At 63.7% G+C, this 20686-nt stretch carries 13 protein-coding genes; 1 reads left to right on the plus strand and 12 read right to left on the minus strand.

Annotated features, from left to right (window positions below):
• Positions 1-133: 133 nt before the first annotated feature.
• From J5X93_RS03040 to prmA, 7 genes are all read right to left on the minus strand, one after another.
• A complete protein-coding gene (locus tag J5X93_RS03040; protein WP_043207916.1) occupies positions 134-2905 on the minus strand; it encodes a hybrid sensor histidine kinase/response regulator in 2772 nt (923 codons plus the stop codon).
• Positions 2906-3037: 132 nt separating this feature from the next.
• Positions 3038-4330: a phosphoribosylamine--glycine ligase gene (gene purD, locus J5X93_RS03045; RefSeq protein WP_043207915.1), complete on the minus strand. Its 1293-nt coding sequence runs from the start codon at positions 4328-4330 to the stop codon at positions 3038-3040.
• A 182-nt stretch (positions 4331-4512) separates the two neighbouring features.
• The gene (purH, locus tag J5X93_RS03050; protein ID WP_043207913.1) at positions 4513-6120 is read right to left on the minus strand and encodes a bifunctional phosphoribosylaminoimidazolecarboxamide formyltransferase/IMP cyclohydrolase; all 1608 of its coding nucleotides are present in this window, start codon (positions 6118-6120) and stop codon (positions 4513-4515) included.
• Between the two features lie 77 nt (positions 6121-6197).
• On the minus strand, positions 6198-6518 hold the full coding sequence (fis, locus tag J5X93_RS03055) for a DNA-binding transcriptional regulator Fis (RefSeq protein WP_008093076.1): 321 nt from the start codon (positions 6516-6518) through the stop codon (positions 6198-6200).
• Positions 6515-7528, minus strand: a complete 1014-nt coding sequence (gene dusB / locus J5X93_RS03060) for a tRNA dihydrouridine synthase DusB (protein ID WP_043207912.1) — start codon at positions 7526-7528, stop codon at positions 6515-6517. The genes fis and dusB overlap by 4 nt, the downstream gene beginning before the upstream one ends.
• 223 nt (positions 7529-7751) lie before the next feature.
• Positions 7752-9116, minus strand: a complete 1365-nt coding sequence (locus tag J5X93_RS03065) for a DUF3426 domain-containing protein (RefSeq protein ID WP_090343133.1) — start codon at positions 9114-9116, stop codon at positions 7752-7754.
• Positions 9117-9157: 41 nt separating this feature from the next.
• A complete protein-coding gene (gene prmA, locus J5X93_RS03070; protein ID WP_043207910.1) occupies positions 9158-10036 on the minus strand; it encodes a 50S ribosomal protein L11 methyltransferase in 879 nt (292 codons plus the stop codon).
• 177 nt (positions 10037-10213) lie between these two features.
• On the opposite strand from prmA, the gene J5X93_RS03075 reads away from it, so the two are divergent.
• The gene (locus J5X93_RS03075) at positions 10214-14125 is read left to right on the plus strand and encodes a type III effector 1 (protein ID WP_250034401.1); all 3912 of its coding nucleotides are present in this window, start codon (positions 10214-10216) and stop codon (positions 14123-14125) included.
• Positions 14126-14181: 56 nt separating this feature from the next.
• Here the strand turns inward: J5X93_RS03075 and accC are convergent, their stop codons facing one another.
• The 5 genes from accC to J5X93_RS03100 form a co-directional block, all read right to left on the minus strand.
• Positions 14182-15537 (minus strand): acetyl-CoA carboxylase biotin carboxylase subunit, encoded by a 1356-nt coding sequence (gene accC, locus J5X93_RS03080; RefSeq protein WP_043207909.1) that lies wholly within the window; start codon positions 15535-15537, stop codon positions 14182-14184.
• A gap of 17 nt (positions 15538-15554) precedes the next feature.
• Positions 15555-16022, minus strand: coding sequence for an acetyl-CoA carboxylase biotin carboxyl carrier protein (gene accB, locus J5X93_RS03085; protein ID WP_043207908.1), 468 nt, complete (start codon positions 16020-16022; stop codon positions 15555-15557).
• 101 nt (positions 16023-16123) lie between these two features.
• Positions 16124-16576 (minus strand): type II 3-dehydroquinate dehydratase, encoded by a 453-nt coding sequence (gene aroQ, locus J5X93_RS03090; RefSeq protein ID WP_070090423.1) that lies wholly within the window; start codon positions 16574-16576, stop codon positions 16124-16126.
• Positions 16577-16755: 179 nt separating this feature from the next.
• A complete protein-coding gene (locus J5X93_RS03095; RefSeq protein ID WP_250034403.1) occupies positions 16756-18534 on the minus strand; it encodes a protein-disulfide reductase DsbD in 1779 nt (592 codons plus the stop codon).
• A gap of 138 nt (positions 18535-18672) precedes the next feature.
• Positions 18673-20634: a methyl-accepting chemotaxis protein gene (locus tag J5X93_RS03100; RefSeq protein ID WP_182942264.1), complete on the minus strand. Its 1962-nt coding sequence runs from the start codon at positions 20632-20634 to the stop codon at positions 18673-18675.
• Positions 20635-20686: the final 52 nt, after the last annotated feature.

Genomic DNA, 20686 nt, shown 5'->3' on the forward strand with positions numbered 1-20686 from the left:
ATGGCGGTGAGGGTGTGGGCAAGTGTATCAGGCACAATGGCGGCGCGGCTTGCGAGGCTCTCGTGCACGAAGCAGGCGGCGCGGTGAATGGCTGCGGCGCAGGCGACACAGCAGCGTTGTTCCTTCAGGGATCTCACGGAGTCTGCAAACGGTCCGAGGCCGCGGCCCGCTTGCTGGCCCAGAACTGGATCAGCTCGCGCAATTGCGACAGCTCCACCGGCTTGGCCATGTGCCCATCCATGCCGGCCTGGCGCGCGCGATCCTTGTGTTCGGTGAGGATATGCGCGGTCAATGCAACCACCGGGGTGCGCTCGCGTTGGTTGGCGGCTTCCCAGGCGCGTAGCTGCTCGGTGGCTGAGAAGCCATCGAGCACTGGCATCTCGCAGTCCATCAGCACCAGATCATAACGCTGCGCTTTCATGGCGCGCAGGGCTTCCTCGCCATTGCTGGCGGTATCTGGCTCGAGGTTGAGCTTGCCGAGCATGCCGCGGATGACCTTGGTGGAAATGCTGTTGTCCTCGGCGACCAGCACACGGAAGTCGCTGGGCAGGTCCAATGGCGGAGGTGGGCCGGGCAGTGTAGGGGCAGGCGGCTGCTCGCGACCGCGCAGGGCGAGCTCTTCGGCCAGCGTGGTCTTGAGGGTATAGCCGGCCACAGGCTTGGCCAGGATGCGCTTGACCCCGGCATTGCGGGCGATGATCTTGCTCGGCGCATTGCTGATGCCGGTGAGCATCACCACCAGGATGTCGTGGTTCAGGCTCGGATCTTCCTTGATCTTGGCCGCCAGCTGCATGCCGGTCATGCCGGGCATGTTCTGGTCCAGCAGCACGGCGTCGAAGTAGTCGCGCAGGTGTGCCTTGGTGCGCAGCAGGGCGAGCGCTTCCTTGCCCGAAGGCACGGCGCTGACGTTCATGCCCCAGGCACTGCACTGCTGCACCAGGACTTTGCGGCAGGTGTCGTTGTCGTCCACCACCAGCACGCGAGCGTCGCGCAGCGGGCCATCGAGGTCGGCCGGCGGCTGCTCCAGGCGCGAGGGGTCCAGCGGCAAGGTCAGCCAGAGGGTGTTGCCCATGCTGGTGCTGCTCTTGATGCCGAATTCGCCCTGCATCAGGCCGATCAGCTGTTTGGCGATGACCAGCCCCAGATGGCCGCCGAGCTTGTTGCTGGAAAGGAACTGATGGCTGTGCAACTGGGCTTGCAGCAAGGCTTCACGCTCGGCGGCGGGCATCGACTCGCCGCTGTCCTGCACGGCGATGCGCAGGCGTGGCAGGTCGCCGCGCTGGTCCAGGGCCACCACCAGCAGGATCTCGCCTTGCTCGGTGTTCTTCAGGGCATTTTCCAGCAGGCTCGACAGCGCCTGGCGCAGTCGGGTCGGGTCTCCGCTGATGACTCGTGGCACCTGGGGCTGGGTGAAGCTGATCAGCTCGATGTTCTGCTGTTCGGCCTTGGCCCGGAAAATGTTCAGGCAATCCTCGATCAGGGCATTGAGGTCGAACTGCACATCATCCAGCTCGATCTGTCGGGATTCGAGCTTGGAGATGTCGAGGATTTCATTGATCAGCGTGAGCAGTTCGTTGCCGGCGCTGTGGATGGTCTGCACATAGTCGCGCTGCTTGACCGACAACGGCGTGCCCAGCAGCAATTCGGTCATGCCCAGCACCCCATTCATGGGGGTGCGGATCTCGTGGCTGATCTTGGCCAGGAACTCGGCCTTGGCGTTGATCTCGGCATCGCTGGCAGCCAATGCGCGGCTGGCGCGGAAGCGCTCCTCGCTGATGCGGCGCAGACGTTCGCTGACCGACAGGTTCAGCAGCAAGCCGCTGGCCACGGTCAGCCCCATCAGGATGAACAGCAGCCATGGGGTCGAGGTGCGCGTCAGGCCCAGCAAGGCCGGCAGCAGCACCAGACCGCCCAGGTTGAATATCAGCATGGCCACGGCGAACAGTCGCGCAGGGCCGTAGCCCTTGTACCAGTGGTAGGCACTGACCAGCAGCATGGTCACGCTGCCGAGCGCGAGCAGGGCGTAGGTCATCAGGTTCAGTGGCAGGGTGTCCACGAACAGCAGCACCAGGCCGCTGACCGCGACGATCAGCATTTCTGCATGCAGCAGCCGGTTGCAGCGGATCGAGCTGCAGGGGGTGAAGAAATGCTGGGTGAAATACAGCCCGGCCAGCCCGGCCAAGACCAAGGTCAGATAGGCGGCGGGGGTCTGAGCGCTGTGCCACAGCTGCCACCAGGGGCCGCTGAGGTTCAGCAGGATCAAGGCGCTGAGCAGCATCAGGCCGTGGTAAAGGGCCAGGATCAGCGTGGTGCTCGAGCGGGTGTAGAGGAAGCGGATCAGGTTGTGCAGGATCAGCATCACCAGACCGCCGAACAGCAGGCCGAACAGCAATGGGCGCGTCTGGTCGGCCGCGGCCCAAGCCGCAGGCTCAAGGCTGATGGCCGGACGCAACTGGTGTTCGGATACCAGTCGCAGGTAGATGTCCAGCGCGCGCGGGCTGTTGGGCAGCGGCAGCAGGTGGTCGCTGCTGCGCAGCGTCGGGCTGGCATTACCGCCTTGACGACCATGGTGCAGCTGGCGAACGAGCTTGTCGCCATCCAGCGCGTAGAGGTCCAGGCGTGAAAGGTCGGGTGCGAAGACCCGCAGCAATTGCTCCTGCTCACCTGGCTCGAGCCGGTAGTGCAGCCACAGCGCCTGGTCGGCGGGGGCGGCATCGAGTTCGAACAGTTGCAGAGGACTGAACTGGTTGCGGTAGCGGTCCGAGCGGATATCGCTCAGTTGCAGGTTGGCCTGTTCGTCGAGCAGAACGCTCCAGCCTCCACCTTGTTCGGCCGAGGCCGGGGGAAGGCAGAGCAGCGTCAGCAGGCTGACGATCAGGGCAATGGCAATCCGAAGCCGACGCAAGACGAGATCCCTTCCTAGCCGTTGTGCAGGATAACTATGCGCGGGGCGCCAAGACGAAGGCAAGGCCCCGGCGGGGCCTTGTCGACGAGCCGGAGGCCGTGAGCCAGGGGCGTCACGGCGATCCGTTGCAGCTTACTGGTGCTCGCCACGCTCGCGGGCGATCGCACGGTAGCCGATGTCGGTGCGGTAGAAGCTACCGTCCCAGTCGATTTGCTCGGCCAGGCGATAAGCCTGTTGCTGGGCGGCCTCGACGGTGGCACCCATGGCAGTGGCGCAGAGCACACGGCCACCGGCGGTCACGACCTTGCCGTCCTTGAGCGCGGTGCCGGCGTGGAAAACCTTGCCCTCGAGCTTGGCGGCAGCGTCCAGGCCGTTGATCACGGCGCCTTTGGCGTAGTCGCCCGGATAGCCGCCGGCGGCCAGTACCACGCCCAGGCTCGGCTGCGGGTTCCACTGGGCCTCGACCTTGTCCAGGGCCTTGGCGAAAGCCGCCTCGACCAGCAGCACCAGGCTCGACTCCAGGCGCAGCATGACCGGCTGGGTTTCCGGGTCGCCGAAGCGGCAGTTGAACTCGATGACCTTGGGGTTGCCCGCCTTGTCGATCATCAGGCCCGCATAGAGGAAGCCGGTGTAGACGTTGCCTTCCTCGGCCATGCCGCGCACGGTCGGCCAGATTACTTGGTCCATCACGCGCTGGTGCACATCGGCGGTGACGACCGGAGCCGGGGAGTAGGCGCCCATGCCGCCAGTGTTCGGGCCAGTGTCCTTGTCGCCGACGCGCTTGTGGTCCTGGCTGGTGGCCATCGGCAGCACGTTGTGGCCATCGACCATGACGATGAAGCTGGCTTCCTCGCCGTCGAGGAACTCCTCGATGACCACACGCGAACCGGCATCGCCAAAGGCATTGCCGGCGAGCATGTCACGCACGGCGGCTTCGGCTTCCTCGAGGGTCATGGCGACGATCACGCCCTTGCCCGCAGCCAGGCCGTCGGCCTTGATGACGATCGGCGCGCCCTTTTCCTTGAGGTAGGCCAAGGCCGGCTCGATCTCGGTGAAGTTCTGGTAGTCGGCGGTCGGAATCTTGTGACGGGCCAGGAAGTCCTTGGTGAAGGCCTTGGAGCCTTCCAGCTGGGCTGCGCCCTTGGTCGGGCCGAAGCAGTCCAGGCCACGACTGCGGAACAGATCGACCACGCCGGCCACCAGCGGGGCCTCGGGGCCGACGATGGTCATCTGCACGTTCTGCTCGGCGAAGTCGGCCAGTTGCTCCAGGGCAGTGACGTCGATGGCGACGTTCTCGCACTTGGCCTCGATAGCGGTGCCGGCGTTGCCCGGGGCAACATAGACTTTCTCGACGCGTGGGTCCTGGGCGACTTTCCAGGCCAGGGCGTGCTCACGGCCGCCGCTGCCGATGATCAAAACTTTCATGTCAAAACCTCGAATTCTTTCGGACGGGAGGCAAAGCCTCACGCTGTACGAGGTCGCAATGAAACAGGTAGATGCAAGGCAGGGTCGGTTCCGATGAGCGGAGTTGCCTTCTGGCAATGAGCATCAGCGGAACCGGCCCCAACGCAGCAGATGCCTGCCTCAGTGCGGCCGATTGCCGTAAATCAGTGGCGGAAGTGGCGCATGCCGGTGAATACCATCGCAATGCCAGCTTCATCGGCGGCAGCGATAACCTCGGCATCACGCATCGAACCACCTGGCTGGATCACGGCGGTGATACCCACTTTAGCCGCATTGTCGATGCCGTCACGGAACGGGAAGAAGGCGTCCGAGGCCATGACCGCGCCCTGAACCTGCAGGCCGGCGTGCTCGGCCTTGATGGCCGCGATGCGGGCGGAGTTGACGCGGCTCATCTGGCCGGCGCCCACGCCGATGGTCTGACGCTGCTTGGCATAGACGATGGCGTTGGACTTGACGAACTTGGCCACTTTCCAGGCGAAGACCAGGTCGTGGATTTCCTGCTCGGTCGGGGCGCGCTTGGTCACGACCTTCAGGTCGTCGGCACCGATCATGCCGATGTCGCGGCTCTGTACCAGCAGGCCACCGTTGACGCGTTTGAAGTCCCAACCAGCGGCGCGCTCGGCTGGCCACTCGCCGCACTCCAGCAGACGCACGTTCTGCTTGGCAGCCACGACTTCGCGGGCAGCCTGGGAGATTTTCGGCGCGATGATCACTTCGACGAACTGGCGGTCAACGATGGCCTTGGCGGTTTCGCCGTCCAGTTCGCGGTTGAAGGCGATGATGCCGCCGAACGCCGACTCGGTGTCGGTGGCGTAGGCCAGGTCATAGGCCTTGCGGATGCCGCCTTCGTCCTCCGGTACCACGGCCACGCCGCACGGGTTGGCGTGCTTGACGATGACGCAGGCCGGCTTGACGAAGCTCTTCACGCACTCGAGCGCCGCATCGGTGTCGGCCACGTTGTTGAACGACAGCTCTTTGCCCTGCAGCTGGATAGCGGTGGAGACGCTGGCTTCGCCCTTCTTGGCCTCGACGTAGAACGCCGCGCTCTGGTGCGGGTTCTCGCCGTAGCGCATTTCCTGGGCCTTGACGAACTGGCTGTTGAAGGTGCGCGGGAACTCGCTGCGGCCTTCGGTGGACAGGGTGTCCTTGGCCTGGTCGATGGTGCCCATGTAGTTGGCGATCATGCCGTCGTAGGCGGCAGTGTGCTCGAAGGCCTTGAGCATCAGGTCGAAGCGCTGGGCGTAGGTCAGGCCACCGGCCTTGAGGTTTTCCAGGACGCTGGCGTAGTCGCTTGCGTTGACCACGATGGCGACGTCCTTGTGGTTCTTCGCCGCGGAACGGACCATGGTCGGGCCGCCGATGTCGATGTTCTCGATGGCGGTCGGCAGGTCGCAGCCTGGCTTGGCGATGGTCGCCTCGAACGGGTACAGGTTGACGGCGACCAGGTCGATCGGCTTGATGCCGTGCTCGTTCATGATGGCGTCGTCGATGCCGCGGCGGCCAAGGATGCCGCCGTGGATCTTCGGATGCAGGGTCTTGACCCGGCCATCCATCATTTCAGCGAAGCCGGTGTAGTCGGCCACTTCCACCGCGTTCACGCCGTTGTCCTTGAGCAGCTTGTAGGTGCCGCCGGTGGACAGGATCTCGACGCCCAGCTGTTGCAGTTCACGGGCGAATTCGAGGATCCCGGTCTTGTCGGAGACGCTGATCAGGGCGCGGCGGATCGGCAGGCGGGTAGTCTGGTCGGTCATTTCGGATTCCATAACGCGGTGGTTTCAGCAAAAAAGGCGCCTCTTGGGAGAGCCGCCTTTTCTGATTGGGATTCGGATTACAACAGATCGTACTGCTTGAGTTTCTTGCGCAAGGTGCCACGGTTGAGCCCGAGCATCTCGCTGGCCTTGGTCTGGTTGCCCTTGACGTAGTTCATCACGCTTTCGAGCAGCGGTGCCTCGACTTCCGACAGCACCAGGTTGTAGACGTCCGTGACGGTCGCGCCTTCCAGGTGGGCGAAGTAGTTGTGCAGCGCCTTCTCCACGCTGTCGCGAAGGGTCTGGCCCTCTTCGCTCGGCGTATTGAGGTGCTGTTTCAGGTTGGCGTTGTCGCTCACGGGCGTTGTTCCACTCACTAATGTCTCGGTCATCATCGTCATGCGGCCACCCCTTGTCCGTCCTCTGTCTCAAGGCTCTCTCGACGTTCGCAAAAGAACGCGCGAACGTTGGCGCACTGCGCTTGTGTGTCTTCCAGCGCGTTGAACCGGGCGCGAAACTCCTTGGCGCCAGGTCGTGTTGCCAGGTACCAGCCCACATGCTTGCGGGCGATACGCACGCCCATCACATCGCCATAGAAGGCATGCAGTGCAGCCAGGTGCTCCAGCAGAATGTGTTCCACTTCATCCAGCGCCGGGGCAGGCAGGTGCTCGCCCGTGCGCAGGTAATGCTCGATCTCGCGGAAAATCCACGGCCGCCCCTGGGCGGCACGGCCGATCAGCAGGCCGTCGACGCCGGTGGCGTCCAGCACCGCCCGGGCCTTTTCCGGCGACGTGATGTCGCCGTTGGCAAAAACCGGGATCGACACCGCCTGCTTGATCGCCGCGATGGTGTCGTACTCGGCTTCGCCGGTATACAGATCGGCGCGTGTACGGCCATGGACCGCAAGCGCCTGGATGCCGGCCTGTTCGGCGATCTTCGCCACGGTCAGGCCGTTCTTGTTCGCCCGGTCCCAGCCGGTGCGGATCTTCAGGGTCACCGGTACGTCCACCGCGCCGACCACGGCGTGGAGGATTTCGCTGACCAAGGCTTCATCTCTCAATAAAGCAGAGCCTGCCGCCTTGTTGCAGACTTTTTTTGCCGGACACCCCATGTTGATATCGATGATCTGCGCGCCGGCCTCGACATTGGCCTGGGCCGCCGCGGCCAGCATCTGCGCATCGCCACCGGCGATCTGCACCGAGCGAGGCTCGGGATCGCCTTCATGGATGCGGCGCAGGCGCGATTTGCGGCTGTTCCACAGGCTCATGTCGCTGGTCACCATCTCCGAAACCACCATGCCGGCGCCCAAGCGTTGGCAAAGTGTACGGAAAGGCTGGTCCGTCACCCCGGCCATGGGGGCGAGGATCAGGTTGTTTCGCAGTGTGTAAGGGCCGATGCGTACCGCCGACATAGGTGTTCCCTGTTGTGGGGCCGAATCATGGGAGTCCGAAAAAGGGTTGGCATGATACCCGCTCTCGATGACTGGATAAAGATGAATCTGGATAAAATCTGAACAGCTGCGGGCTTATAACGAGACGCTTCTAGCTGCAAGGTTCAAGCCGCAAGCTTCACGCCAATCGTTGATTGGCCTGCGTTTTTCTTGTGGCTTGAAGCTTGCTAACGAGCGCTGCTTTTCATTCCGGCGAGCGGAAGCTCAGGCTGTAATTAACGGCCTTCGGGCCGGGATCGAGGATGTCCAAGGCGATATGGATGGGGGTCTGGCTGGGCATCTCGCCGCGCCCGGCCAGCTCACCCGACAGGTACTCGCTGGGCTTGAAGCGACGGCTGGCGATCAACTGGCCGTTGAGGTCGGCAAAGCGCAGCTCCAGCAGTGGGAAAGGTTGGGCGAACGGCGCGCGGTTGTAGATGATCGCATCGACGATCAGGGCTCCCTTGAAGTCCGGGTGGCTGCGCACCACCAGGTTGCTGCTCTTGATGCGGGAGATGTCGACGCGGGTCGGCACTGTGCAGCCGAGCATCGGGCACAGCTGCTGGAACCAGGGACGGTACTGGTCCTGGCGGGCCATTTCATCGAAGTGGTAGGCGATGTACTGGAAGACCAGCAGCCCTGCGGCCAGCAGGGTCAACAGGCCCCACAGCAGGCGCTTGAACCCGTTTGGCTTGGCCTTTTGCCAGTCGAGCTGCAATGGGTCGTCCACCACATGCACCAGCGGCTCCTTGCGGGAAGGACGTTCGGCCTTGGCGGCCAGCATCGGCTCCGGCCGCTCATCATGCAGATCGTCTGGCTCGTCGTCATCACGTGCAGACAGGCGCAGGCTGCCGGGTTCGTCGTCGTCGCGGGCAGAGAGGCCTTTCTCAGGGATGTCGTCGTGGATCGAGAGTGGTGCCAGCGGCGCGTCGGCAAGGACGTCGCGCGGCGCGTCCTGGGTGAGTGGGCGAGGCTCGTCGTCGTCCAGGTCCAGGCCGCCCAAGGTCGGCTCGGTGCGTTCGCCGGGTGCCGGCTCGAGGTCCAGATCGAGGGTTTCCTGTTCGACCAGCACGGGGGCAGGCGCTTCGGCGGAAGGCGGCTCCGGCACATGATCGGTGGCGGTGCCGAAGGGCTCGTGCGCGTGCTCATCGTGGCGATGGTCATCGCGGCGGGCCTGCAAGGCCTCTTCACGTGATGGCGCCTGGCGCTCCCGGTGGGGTTCGCGACGCTCGAGACGGGCGAGTTCCTGGTCCAGGTCCAAATCATCCAGCGCTTGTGCGGTGACCGCCCAATCGTCCTGTTGCGGGCTCGGTGCCGGCTGCGCAGGCACGTCCTGAGGCGGCAGGGCCGGCTCCGGTTGCGCGACCGGGGCTGGCGCTGGTGCTGGTGGCGGGCTAGCCGCCTCAGGCGTGTCGGCGCTCCGGTTCTGCTCCAGCAACTGCTTGGCAGCGTTGAACACCTGCAGGCAGTGGCCGCAGCGCACCACACCGCGCGCCATGCTCAATTGCTGGTAGGTGACGCGAAAGCTGGTCTGGCAATGAGGGCACTGGGTGACGAAACTGTCGGTCATGCGGCAATCCGGGCTATGCAGGTGGTTAAGTCTAGGTGGGCCTAGCGGCGGCGACCACTGATGCGTACCCAGCCGTCGCGCACGACGATTGGGTCCAGATCGAAGTCGGCAGCATAGGCAGCGGCTACTTCGTCGCCCTGCTCGGCAAGGATGCCGGACAAGGCCAGCAGGCCTCCGGGGCGAACCAGGCCGGACAATTGCGGGGCCAGCGAGACCAGCGGGCCGGCCAGGATGTTGGCGACCAGGACGTCGGCTTGCATGGCGGGCATCTGCTCGGGCAGGTACAGGGCCAGTCGCTCGTCGGCGATGCCGTTGCGCTGGGCGTTGTCACGCGAGGCTTCGATGGCCTGCACGTCGATGTCGGTGCCGATCGCCTCGCGGGCGCCCAGCAGCAGGGCAGCGATGGCGAGAATCCCCGAACCGCAGCCAAAGTCCAGGACTTGGGTGCCTTCGAGCTGCTGGCCGTCCAGCCACTCCAGGCACAGGGCGGTGGTCGGGTGGGTGCCGGTGCCGAAGGCCAGGCCTGGGTCCAGCAGCAGGTTGACCGCGTCTTTTTCCGGGGCCTCGTGCCAGCTTGGCACGATCCACAGGCGCCGGCCGAAGCGCATGGGCTGGAAGTTGTCCATCCAGCTGCGCTCCCAGTCCTGGTCTTCGATCACTTCGGCGTGGTGCTCGGGCAACTCGGCGCCGGTCAGCAGGCGCAGGTGGGCGAACACCGCTTCGGGCTCGGCGTCAGCCTCGAACAGGGCCAGCAGGTGAGTGTGCGACCAGAGCGGAGTGGTGTTGAGGTCCGGTTCGAAGATCGGCTGGTCTTCGGCGTCCATGAAAGTCACCGAGACGGCGCCGACTTCGAGCAGGGCGTCTTCGTAGGTTTCGGCTTGGTCTGGGCTGATGGCCAGGCGAACTTGCAGCCAGGGCATGGCGGGCACCTTTGGTAAATCGACAGGGGCAGCCCAGGGCTGCGCGTAGCCTGGCAGTTTACTTGAGTGCGTGGGGTTTGTGCATTCCGTGCATTGGCGGTTTCCGGCGCGGGTAGTTGCTTGCTACCGCATGTCGGTCGGTGTCCAGACCAATCCTTGGTGGCTTCTCAATCAGGATTGATCGTCATGAGTGCATCCGTTTCGCCACCTGTCTCCACGACCAGCTCGCCTATCCTTGAGCGCCTCATTGTCTGGGCCGAGCATTTCCAGCGACGGCTGAACGATCAGTCAACCTTCTTCGAGGTCGCCGAGAACAATCTTCTGGTGGAGTTGAAAACCCATTACAGCGACGCTATCGATCCGCGTTTGCCGCACGACCTGCTCGATGCGGCGCTGCAACATCGGATCGATCAGAGGCCGCTGGTATTCGATGCGCAGTTGCACGCGCCTTATCGTCCGGATGGGCGTGTCGTTCAGGAAATACCCGAGACGCGCCGGGATGTCATGGTCCAGCTCGTGGAAAGCGCAAGCACCCGGCTTCTGGATAATTACCAGGATTACCTGACCCGTTACTGGCAGGTGGCGCCCCAAGGGCTTGTGCAGCGGCAAGCGTATCTCGTCCGTGTTGCCGAGCGAGTGGAAGCGCATTGCCAGAGCATCAAGGCCACGCTGGAGTCGGCAGCGCTTCTCGACATGTCGGTGGAGAGGCTGCGTGCGCAGCTCGGTGAGCACGAACACCAGTGGCATGAGCAGTTGGCGTTATCAAGCTTGGCCACCGAAGCCGAGCGTGAAGCGGTCGATGGCGGGACCAAATCCCACTCTCCACATTGGTACAAATTGCTGGATGAAAGCCAGCGCGCTTGTCTGGAGAAGGCTTGGGAAGACTGGCAGGATGCGCAGGACCAAGCGGGTCGCGCACTGGGCGATGTGCGTTCGCTGCAGCGCCACGCCAGTCGCTGTGCGCAAGACTATCTGGACGAGCATTTTGACGCACCGCTGCTCGCTGACCGGATTACATTCAAGCGGCGAAGGCGAGGCGCCTCACTGCAGGACGGGAAATCGCTGAGCTTGACGGAGCTGGTGGCGGAAGGGGCGCTGAATATCGACCAGCTATATGAGCTCAGTGATATCACCAACACCTCGCTTTTGTGCCCGCCACCGAGCGCAGCGCAGATTCGCGAGTTGGCGGCCAGCGTCGATGCCAAGGCAACCTACCTGCCAGCGCTGACCAAGCGCCACGAAGCAGCCGAGGTCAAGCAGGCGCTGTTCGATGCCTATGATTTCGGCCTGAAGTACAGCGCGCAACGCGCCGTGTATGCAGGGCATCTGCAGGACGCTCATCATGCCCGGTTGTCATCCCTGCGGCAGGGCAATCAGGCTCAGTGGGAGGTCAGTGCCATCGAGCTGTTCGACGGCATGGTTTGCAGTGACCTGTTGGTGTTCTTTCGTAGCCAAGAAGGCGTCTTGGACAGCCTGTTCTTGTATGCGCCAGCAAAGCCGGACGGACAGGAGTGGATCGAGCTCAGCTCCCTTCGCATGCTCAGCGCCGAGATTGGCGGCTGGATGAAAGAGGCGGCTGGCCAAGACTACCTGCTGTCGCAATTGCCCGGGGAGCAGCGCGACAGGGCTGTCTTGGAAATCAAAAACATCCAGTCACTGCCCGCTGCATGGGATCTGACCCGCGATCTTCGCAGCGCGAGCCGGGGTTATCAGGCTTGTATCGAAGAAGGCGTTCGGGCGCGCATGACGATACGCGAGCACGAAGTGCAGGCCAGCGAGTCGCCTCGTTGGTACAGCGTGCTGGGCATTGAAGAGCGTCGGGTGATCAACCTGCTTTGCAACGAGGCCCGTGGCGCTGAGCAAGCATTCATCGAGGTGCTGAAAGACTATGAGAGTTTTCAGGACTTTGCCCGACGTACGGTGGGCGAAGCCATCAAGCCGTATCTGGTAAAGCAGGGCATCACCGATCCGGTGGCACCGGAATCGATCGTCTTCGACTTGAGCACGACATTGGCCGATGGGACGACACGTTCTGTCAATCTGCTCGACGTGGTCTGCTATGGCTATGACGACAATTCGGGTATCGACCACCCGAAGCGAGGCGTGCGCTCGCTTGTCGGTCAGGACCTATCTGCGCTGCGAAGCGCCGACCTTGCCCGATACGCGCGTGGTGCCTATGTGGGAGAAAAGTACATTGCTCATGTGCGTGAGCGCTTCCTGCTGGCCGGTTCGGTGGAGTATGCGAACTACCAGCAGCTGTTCGGCAGTGCCCTGCTGAGCGGCATGGATCGTGACTTGCGAGTTGCGCATGGTCGCGCAGAGATCGATCTTGAGACCTACGAGGCGCTGACGCGTCTGGTCACTGAACTGGGACGCACGCTAAAAAAAGAGAAGGCAAGCGGGTCTTCCGAACAAGTGGCCAATCACGATGGGATCTTTCGGCTGACCATCGAGGGGTACGTCATCCTGGGGTGCTATGTGTTCCGCCACATCCAGGAGGGGAAAGCCCAGGACTGGCTGTATGCGCCGGCGGAGCCGAACGGTCGTTTGTTCAGCCGATACAGCACACTGGGGCATGAGATGTCAGGGGTGGCAAACGATTACCTGCTTGCGCGGGCGCCTCTGGCGGGCAGGCGCAAGGTCGAACAACGCCTGATTGCCCTGGCTTCGGGCAGTGCCTCCCGAGATTCACTGCGCGGCCTTCAGCACGTCATCACCATCGCTGCTGAATACGAGGCCTATATCGAACATGCGCTGGCGGATGTCGATGAGGTGACGAGCAGCCACTTCGAGGTGATTCGCACGCAAGTCGCCAAGGGGCTGTTGTACGCGCTGGTGCCGCTTTCTCTCGTCTCGCCGCCGTTCGCAGCGTTGCTGGGCGCCTATTTTGTCGCGGCGCCGCTGCGCTCGGCGATTATCGCCCACACGCGCAAGGACACCGCGCATGCCCTGCAACAGTGGTTGCTCGCCTCTTGGGGTTTGTTGGGGCTGATGATCGTGCTGCCAGGGTTTTCGCTCAGAGCGGTCAGGTCGTTGCTGGACGAAACACGGCACATGCTGGCGATCAAGCAAGTGTCCTCTGCCAGCTGCAGGCGCGCTCCTTCGATGCGTTTGGACAAGCGGTGGGCGGTCAAGGGTGAGCCGGCGAACCTTCAGGAAGTCACCGAGGCGGGCATCTGGCAAGGCACCTACCGCGGCGGCGCATCAAGCGAGGCGCCTGGGGTCCGGCACTTCGTCCGCCACCAGGGGCGGTACTTCCAGGTCGAGAGGGACGTGGAACATGGCACGCTGCGCGTGATCAAGGCCAACCGGCCCGACAGTCTTCACCGGGAGGCCATCGTCCGCAGTGCAGATGGTCGCTGGGTGGCCAATAGCACAGGCCTGCGCGGGGGCAACACCGTGCATGACTTAGGGCGGATCACCGACGTGCGGCAAGTCGCCCAGGGTACGAGCCCTGATCCGCTTCGCGGAGCGCTGCAGGGCGAAGCGGTGGTCGGGCGGCTGTCGGCCAGCAGCGCGGACAACTACCTGTTCACGCTCAATGTGCAGAGCTGCGTGGCTGTTTCGCTGTACAACCCGGCAACCAAATGGGGCGCTGTCATCCACTTCGACCATAACATCCGCGGGCTCATCGAACGCGCGATCCGGGACGTTCTGTCTCGCATCCAGAGTGCCGGAGCAGGGGAGGTGCGTGCCGTGATGGCGGGTGGAGATTGGTTGGGAGGGACGAGCATCGGCGAACCGATCCGGTCAGTGCTCAGGCGCCAGGGGATATCCGCGCAGTGGGACCATTGGTCGTACTCTTCATGCTTTGGCAAGACCTATGGCATGACATTGGACTTGGGCACCGGTGTGACCCAGGTCTATACCACCTCCGGCGACTTGGTAGCAGGCTTGTACGATCCGATTCTGCGTGGAGCACGCGCGGGTGCCGCGGGTATCAGCGGCAGGGCTGGCCGAGTGCTAGCGCGAGTCAGGGCCGAACCGTTGTACCAGTTGCGCAGCGGCCAGGTCAGCGATGGCGCGGGTCGTGTCTACAGGGCCAGCGAGTACGAGAACAACGCCATCGCGATTCATCTGGTGTCCTGACCACCCAATAAAAACCCCGGCACTGGGCCGGGGTTTCTTGCATCACGCTAACGCGATCACTCCTGGTTGGCCAGTTTGTGCTCGAGGTAGTGGATGTTGACGCCGCCTTTGCAGAAACCTTCATCACGCACGAGGTCGCGGTGCAGTGGAATGTTGGTCTTGATGCCGTCGACGACGATCTCGTCCAGGGCATTGCGCATGCGAGCCATGGCCTCGTCGCGGTCCTTGCCGTAGGTGATCAGTTTGCCGATCAGCGAGTCGTAGTTCGGCGGAACCGAGTAACCGCTGTACAGGTGCGAATCGACGCGAACGCCGTTGCCGCCCGGGGCGTGGAAGTGCTTGACCTTGCCTGGGCTCGGAATGAACTTCTTCGGATCCTCGGCGTTGATACGGCACTCCAGCGCGTGACCACGGATGACCACGTCTTCCTGGCGGATCGACAGTTTGTTGCCAGCGGCGATGCTGAGCATCTCCTTGACGATGTCGATGCCGGTGACCATTTCCGAGACCGGGTGCTCGACCTGGACGCGGGTGTTCATCTCGATGAAGTAGAAACGGCCGTTCTCGTACAGGAACTCGAAGGTACCAGCACCGCGGTAGCCGATCTCGATGCACGCGTCGACGCAACGCTTGAAGACTTCCTGACGGGCCTTCTCGTCGATGCCTGGCGCTGGCGCTTCTTCCAGGACCTTCTGGTGACGGCGCTGCAGCGAGCAGTCGCGATCGCCCAGGTGGATGGCGTTGCCCTGGCCGTCGGACAGGACCTGGACTTCCACGTGGCGTGGGTTGGTCAGGAACTTCTCCAGATAGACCATCGGGTTGCCGAAGGCGGCACCGGCTTCGGTACGGGTCAGCTTGGCCGAGGCGATCAGGTCCTCTTCCTTGTGCACCACGCGCATGCCGCGACCACCACCGCCACCGGCGGCCTTGATGATCACCGGGTAGCCGACGTCGCGGGCGATCGCCAGGGCGACCTCTTCGTCTTCCGGCAGCGGGCCGTCAGAGCCTGGCACGGTCGGTACGCCGGACTTGATCATCGCGTCCTTGGCCGAAACCTTGTCGCCCATCAGGCGAATGGTGTCGGCTTTAGGGCCGATGAAGGCGAAACCGGACTTCTCCACCTGCTCGGCGAAGTCGGCGTTTTCCGCCAGGAAGCCGTAACCCGGGTGGATGGCGGTGGCGCCTGTCACTTCGGCAGCGGCGATGATCGCCGGGATGTGCAGGTAGGAATCCTTGGACGATGCAGGACCGATGCAGACCGACTCGTCTGCCAGGCCCAGGTGCATCAGTTCGCGGTCGGCCGTGGAGTGAACAGCGACGGTCTTGATACCCAGCTCTTTGCAGGCACGCAGGATCCGCAGGGCGATTTCCCCGCGGTTGGCGATCAGGACTTTTTCGAGCTTCCCAGACATCGTTGGCTCTCCGCGGTTCAAACGATGGTGAACAGCGGCTGGTCGAACTCAACCGGCTGACCGTCTTCCACCAGGATGGCGTCGATGACACCGCCGATCTCGGCTTCGATGTGGTTCATCATCTTCATGGCTTCGACGATGCACAGGGTGTCGCCTTTCTTCACGGTCTGACCGACTTCAGCGAAGTTGGCCGAGGTCGGCGAAGGCTTGCGGTAGAAGGTACCGACCATTGGCGAGCGAATCACGGTGCCTTTGAGGGCTGGAGCGGCAGCGGCGGCTTCGGCGGCCGGGGCAGCGGCAGCGACTGGCGCGGCAGCGGCGACAGGGGCAGCGGCCGGAGCCGGGGCGGCGAAGTACTGGGCGCCGGCCGGGGTCTTGCTGTGACGGCTGATGCGAACGGACTCTTCGCCTTCCTTGATCTCCAGTTCGTCGATGCCAGACTCTTCCAGCAGTTCGATCAGCTTCTTGACTTTACGGATATCCATTAATCATCAACTCCCAAGGTTCGGTCGGGGACTTAATTTTAAAAACGTGTCTAAAACGTTTCTCTACAGCCCTGGCCCCGAAGGGCCAAAGCCTTGTGTCATCAGGGCTGTGCGTTGGCAGCCAGGTATTCCAGCGCGGATTCCAGGGCCAACCGATAACCGGTGGCGCCCAGACCGCAGATCACCCCTACGGCGACATCTGAAAAGTAGGAGTGATGACGGAACGGTTCACGCTTGTGCACGTTGGAAAGGTGCACTTCGATGAATGGGATGCTCACAGCCAGCAATGCGTCACGTAATGCGACGCTGGTGTGGGTGAAAGCAGCCGGATTGATCAGGATGAAGTCCACGCCTTCGTTGCGGGCGGCATGAATACGGTCGATCAATTCGTACTCGGCATTGCTCTGCAGGTACTGCAGGTGGTGGCCAGCGGCGCGGGCGCGCTGCTCCAGGTCCTGGTTGATCTGGGCCAGGGTCACGGCACCGTAGTGGCCTGGTTCGCGGGTACCGAGCAGGTTCAGGTTGGGGCCGTGCAGCACCAGTAGGGTTGCCATCTGCGATTCCTTGGGTTTTGTAGGGCAATACGACATGAGCGCGGCGACTATGCCGCAAGAGGGCGTCGGGTGTCCAGTTCCCTGCAATAGCCAGCACGTTGTCCGAGGTTCGCGCAAAGTATGTGACCAGATCATTAAGTCTGGTCACTCCTTTAGTGAAGTTGCCCGGTCCGGAGAAGTTATAGACCCAGTTTGCCGCGCACGCGCGTCAGAATCGCCGCAAATTCGCCGGCGTTTATCTCGCCAATGACCCGATCAACGGAAAGTTCGCTGCCGTTCGCTGCAAAAAACAGTAGCGCAGGTGGGCCGAACAGCTGGTAGCGGTCGAGCAGGGTGCGTTGCTCTGCGTTGCTTTCGGTGATGTCGAAACGCAACAACTTGAACGCGCCCAATTGTGATTGGACCTGTGGTGCGCTCAGTACTTCGTGTTCGATCACTTTGCAACTGATGCACCAGTCGGCGTACCAGTCCAGCAGTACCGGTTTGCCGGCGGCCTTGGCGTCGGCGAGCGCTGCATCCAGTGCGGCGGGCGTGGTGATGGTCTGCCAGGCGTCGGTCTTGCTGGCCCGGCTGCCGTCGAGGCTGGCTACTGCCGGGGGCGGCAAGGGGCTCAAGGGGTCGCCTTGACCGCTCAGGGCGCCATACCAGCAGGCCAAGGCGTAGACCAGCAGGGCCAGGCCGAGCAATTGGGCCAGGCGTTGACGCGGGGTCTTGACCACCAACTCCAGGGCGCCGAGGAACAGCGCCACGCCCGCGGCGAGCAGACCGACCAACAGCAACGTCGCAGGCCCCGGCAGCACGCGGCTGAGCAGGCCGATGGCCAGGCCCAGCAGGAGAACCCCGATGGCATTCTTGACGGTGTTCAGCCACGGGCCGCTCTTGGGCAGCCACGCTGCTCCTCCGGTGGCCACCAGCAATAGCGGCGCGCCCATTCCCAGGCCCAGGGCGAAGAGTTTCAGCGCCCCGCCCAATGCATCGCCGCTCGCGCTGATGTACAGCAGGGCTCCGGCCAGCGGCGCCGACACGCAGGGGGAGACCAGTAGGCTGGACAGCACGCCAAGCACTGCCGCACCCAGCAACGAGCCGCCTTTGGTGCGGTTGGCCATGCTGTCCAGGCGGCTGCTCAGCGCCTGCGGGAGCTTGATTTCGAACAAGCCGAACATGGCCAGGGCAAACAGCACGAAGAACAGCGCGAATGGCACCAGCACCCACGCCGACTGCAGGCGTGCCTGCAGGTTCAGGCTGGCGCCGAACATGCCCATCAGCGCCCCAAGCACGGCAAAGGACACGGCCATCGGCAGCACATAGGCCAGCGACAGGCTCAGCCCACGCCAGCCACCCACTTGCCCGCGCAGCACCACACCGGACAGGATCGGCAGCATCGGTAGCACACAGGGGGTGAAGGTCAGGCCTATGCCGGCGAGGAAGAACAGCAGCAGTGACTGCCAGCCCCAGCCTTGCTCGGCGCCACCTGCGCCGGCCTCGGGTTTCCCGCCGGTGCCATCGATGCTCAGCCGTTCGGTTTCCGGCGGATAGCACAGGCCTTTGTCGGCGCAGCCTTGGTAGCCCACCAGCAAGGTGAAGGCACGTGGATCGGTGCGTGGCAACTGGATGTCGACCACGCCGTGGTAGACCTCGACATCGCCAAAGAACTCGTCGTGCTTGGCTTCGCCCTTGGGAATATCGGCCTGGCCCAGGGCGATGTCGGCGGGCTCCGTACGGAACTGGAAGCGGTGGCGGTAAAGGTAATAGCCGTCGGTGGCGACGAAGCGTAGCTTGACGGTCTGGGCGTCGGCCTGGACCAGGCTGAGCTTGAAGGCTTCGTGGACAGGCAAGAAGTCGGCGCTGTTGCTCAGAGAGGCGGCGCCGAGGGTGGCGCTGGGGCGGTTGTCGAGCAGGCCCGCGGCGAAGGCAGGGCTGGCCAGCAGCAGGAACAGCAGGAAAAACAGGCGGCGCATGGCGGTCTCGCTAGGTGAAACGTGGGCGCATCATAGCGGACTTGCCCACGATTGGGGCCTGGTTGGCCGGCAGCGCGACACATGGCCGCTGGATTTCATGTTGTCAGTGCCGACGCAACCGCTCAGGTGCCGAGACGCTCAGAGGCGAAACGCCCGCACCGCCGTGTTCAGCTCGCTGCCAAGCTGGAGCAACTGCTCACCTTGCTCACGCCCTTCGCCTATGCGTTGCAGGTTGTCCTCGCCCAGTGCGTGAATCCGCTCGCTGTGGTCGCGAATCTCGCTCACCGCCCCTGTCTGCTGGGCGGTTACCTCGGCGATGCGTACCGCCGTGTCGGCGATCGTGCGGATGGCACCGACGATTTCATCGAGTGCGCCATCGGCAGCCTGGGCCTGGCTGGCGGTGGCCTCGGCGTGTTCGAGCTGGGTGCGCATGCCGTTCACCGATTCCCGGGCGGCTTGTTGCAGGCGGTCGATCAAACCCTGGATTTCACCCGTAGCCCCCGTGGTGCGCTGGGCCAGCGAGCGCACCTCGTCGGCGACCACAGCGAAGCCACGGCCCATCTCGCCCGCCCGTGCAGCCTCGATGGCGGCATTGAGTGCCAGAAGGTTGGTCTGTTCGGCGATCGCACGAATCACTGTCAACACACCGCCGATGGTGGCCGACTCCTCGGCCAATTGCTCGATCGTCTGCGCGTTGCCTTGCACTTCATCGACCAATGCACGCAGGCCGGACAGGCTCTGGCCGATCACCGCCTGGCCCTGTTCCACGGCGCGCCCGGCATCACGGCTGGCTTCGGCGGCGGCGCTGGCATCGCCCGCGACCTGCTGGATGGTCGCCTCCAGTTCGCCCAAGGCATCGCGGATCTGTGCGGTGTCACCGGCCTGGCGCTCGGCGCCGTCGTGCAGGGCAGTGCTCATTCCCGCCAAGGCATGACTGCTGCCGGCAACCTGTTCGGCGTTGTGACGCAGGGTGCCGACCAGGTCCACCAGGTATTGGCGCAGGCGATTGAGCGACGCCTGGATATCGTGCAGCTCACGGTTGGTGCGCCCCAAGGTGATGGCCTGGGCGAAGTCGCCCTCGGCCCAGCGCGACAGGGCAGGGGCAAGGCCGGTCAAGGTCCGCGCCAAGCGGCGCTGAAGGGTGTCGATGAGCAGGGCGATGAGCAGGATCAGGCCAATCATCAGCCCCTGGATGATACGCACTTCGCCGGCGATCTTGGCGTGCAGGCCCCGTACCTCAGGCTCCAGGGCTGCGATGGCCTGTTGCACTGCTTCCAGTCGCTCGCCTGTGCTGGCGGCCAGGGCGGTACGGCGCTCGATCTGTTCGCGGGTGCGTTGCAGTTCGGCCGGGTAGCGGGCCAGCAGGCTTTGCAGCTCGCGCTTGAGGCCCACCGCCACATCTTCGCGTTGCTCGCTGGCCTGTGTCTGCAGCCCCATCAGGGCGGCGAAATCGTCGGCGTTGGACTCGGCAGCGCGGGTCACGCCCAGCAGTGGTAGGGTGTCGATGGCCTGGGCTTGGGCGCGGATCAGTTGCAGTTCACGTTCGACTTCGTCGGCCAGCTCCGCACGGCCACTGCTGACCAGCTTGTCCCGAGCCAGGGACAGGCGCCCCAGGTGCACCGAGGCGTCCAGCACGGGCGTCAGGTACCGGCCCGCGTCTGGGCTGGCGCTGTCACGGGCGTAAGCTGCCAATTGCTCAAAATTGGCCCCCAGCTCACGTTCGGCCTGAAGCAGCAAGGCCTGCGGGTCGCCGGCGAGCTTGCCGGCGGCGAGCAACTCGTTGGCGGTAAAGGTCTGCAGGTGGTCCAGGCTGGGGCGCAGCTTGTCCGAAAGCGCCTGTGGCCAGTCGGCCAGGGAGGCCTGCAACTGCTTGGTCGCCTCCATGGCGGCGGCATGGCGCAGGGCGTCGCCACTGCCCAAATAGGCCTGGATATTGCGCGCTGCGTCACGCTGGAACTGTTGGGACAAATCCAGGTAGCGCTCCATCAATTGATAGGGGCGCTCCAGGGCGCGTTGCGACCACCACAGGGTCGCGCCCAGGGCGATACAGACGGTCACTAGCAGCAAAGTATTGAAATTGGTCAGCCACTTCAGGCGCATAGCTGCGAACTTCCGGCGGGGAGTGGAGAGGTAGGTGCCTGAAGTTATTGCG

It is taken from the genome of Pseudomonas sp. BYT-1, from assembly GCF_023611805.1.
GTDB lineage: Bacteria > Pseudomonadota > Gammaproteobacteria > Pseudomonadales > Pseudomonadaceae > Aquipseudomonas > Aquipseudomonas guariconensis.

Coding starts and splice junctions, on each gene's coding strand:
- accB (WP_043207908.1), bottom strand. CDS start 16,022: ATGGATATCCGTAAAGTCAAGAAGCTGATCGAACTGCTGGAAGAGTCT.
- prmA (WP_043207910.1), bottom strand. CDS start 10,036: ATGCCCTGGCTGCAAGTTCGCCTGGCCATCAGCCCAGACCAAGCCGAA.
- accC (WP_043207909.1), bottom strand. CDS start 15,537: ATGTCTGGGAAGCTCGAAAAAGTCCTGATCGCCAACCGCGGGGAAATC.
- purH (WP_043207913.1), bottom strand. CDS start 6,120: ATGACCGACCAGACTACCCGCCTGCCGATCCGCCGCGCCCTGATCAGC.
- J5X93_RS03100 (WP_182942264.1), bottom strand. CDS start 20,634: ATGCGCCTGAAGTGGCTGACCAATTTCAATACTTTGCTGCTAGTGACC.
- purD (WP_043207915.1), bottom strand. CDS start 4,330: ATGAAAGTTTTGATCATCGGCAGCGGCGGCCGTGAGCACGCCCTGGCC.
- dusB (WP_043207912.1), bottom strand. CDS start 7,528: ATGTCGGCGGTACGCATCGGCCCTTACACACTGCGAAACAACCTGATC.
- aroQ (WP_070090423.1), bottom strand. CDS start 16,576: ATGGCAACCCTACTGGTGCTGCACGGCCCCAACCTGAACCTGCTCGGT.
- fis (WP_008093076.1), bottom strand. CDS start 6,518: ATGACGATGATGACCGAGACATTAGTGAGTGGAACAACGCCCGTGAGC.
- J5X93_RS03095 (WP_250034403.1), bottom strand. CDS start 18,534: ATGCGCCGCCTGTTTTTCCTGCTGTTCCTGCTGCTGGCCAGCCCTGCC.
- J5X93_RS03065 (WP_090343133.1), bottom strand. CDS start 9,116: ATGACCGACAGTTTCGTCACCCAGTGCCCTCATTGCCAGACCAGCTTT.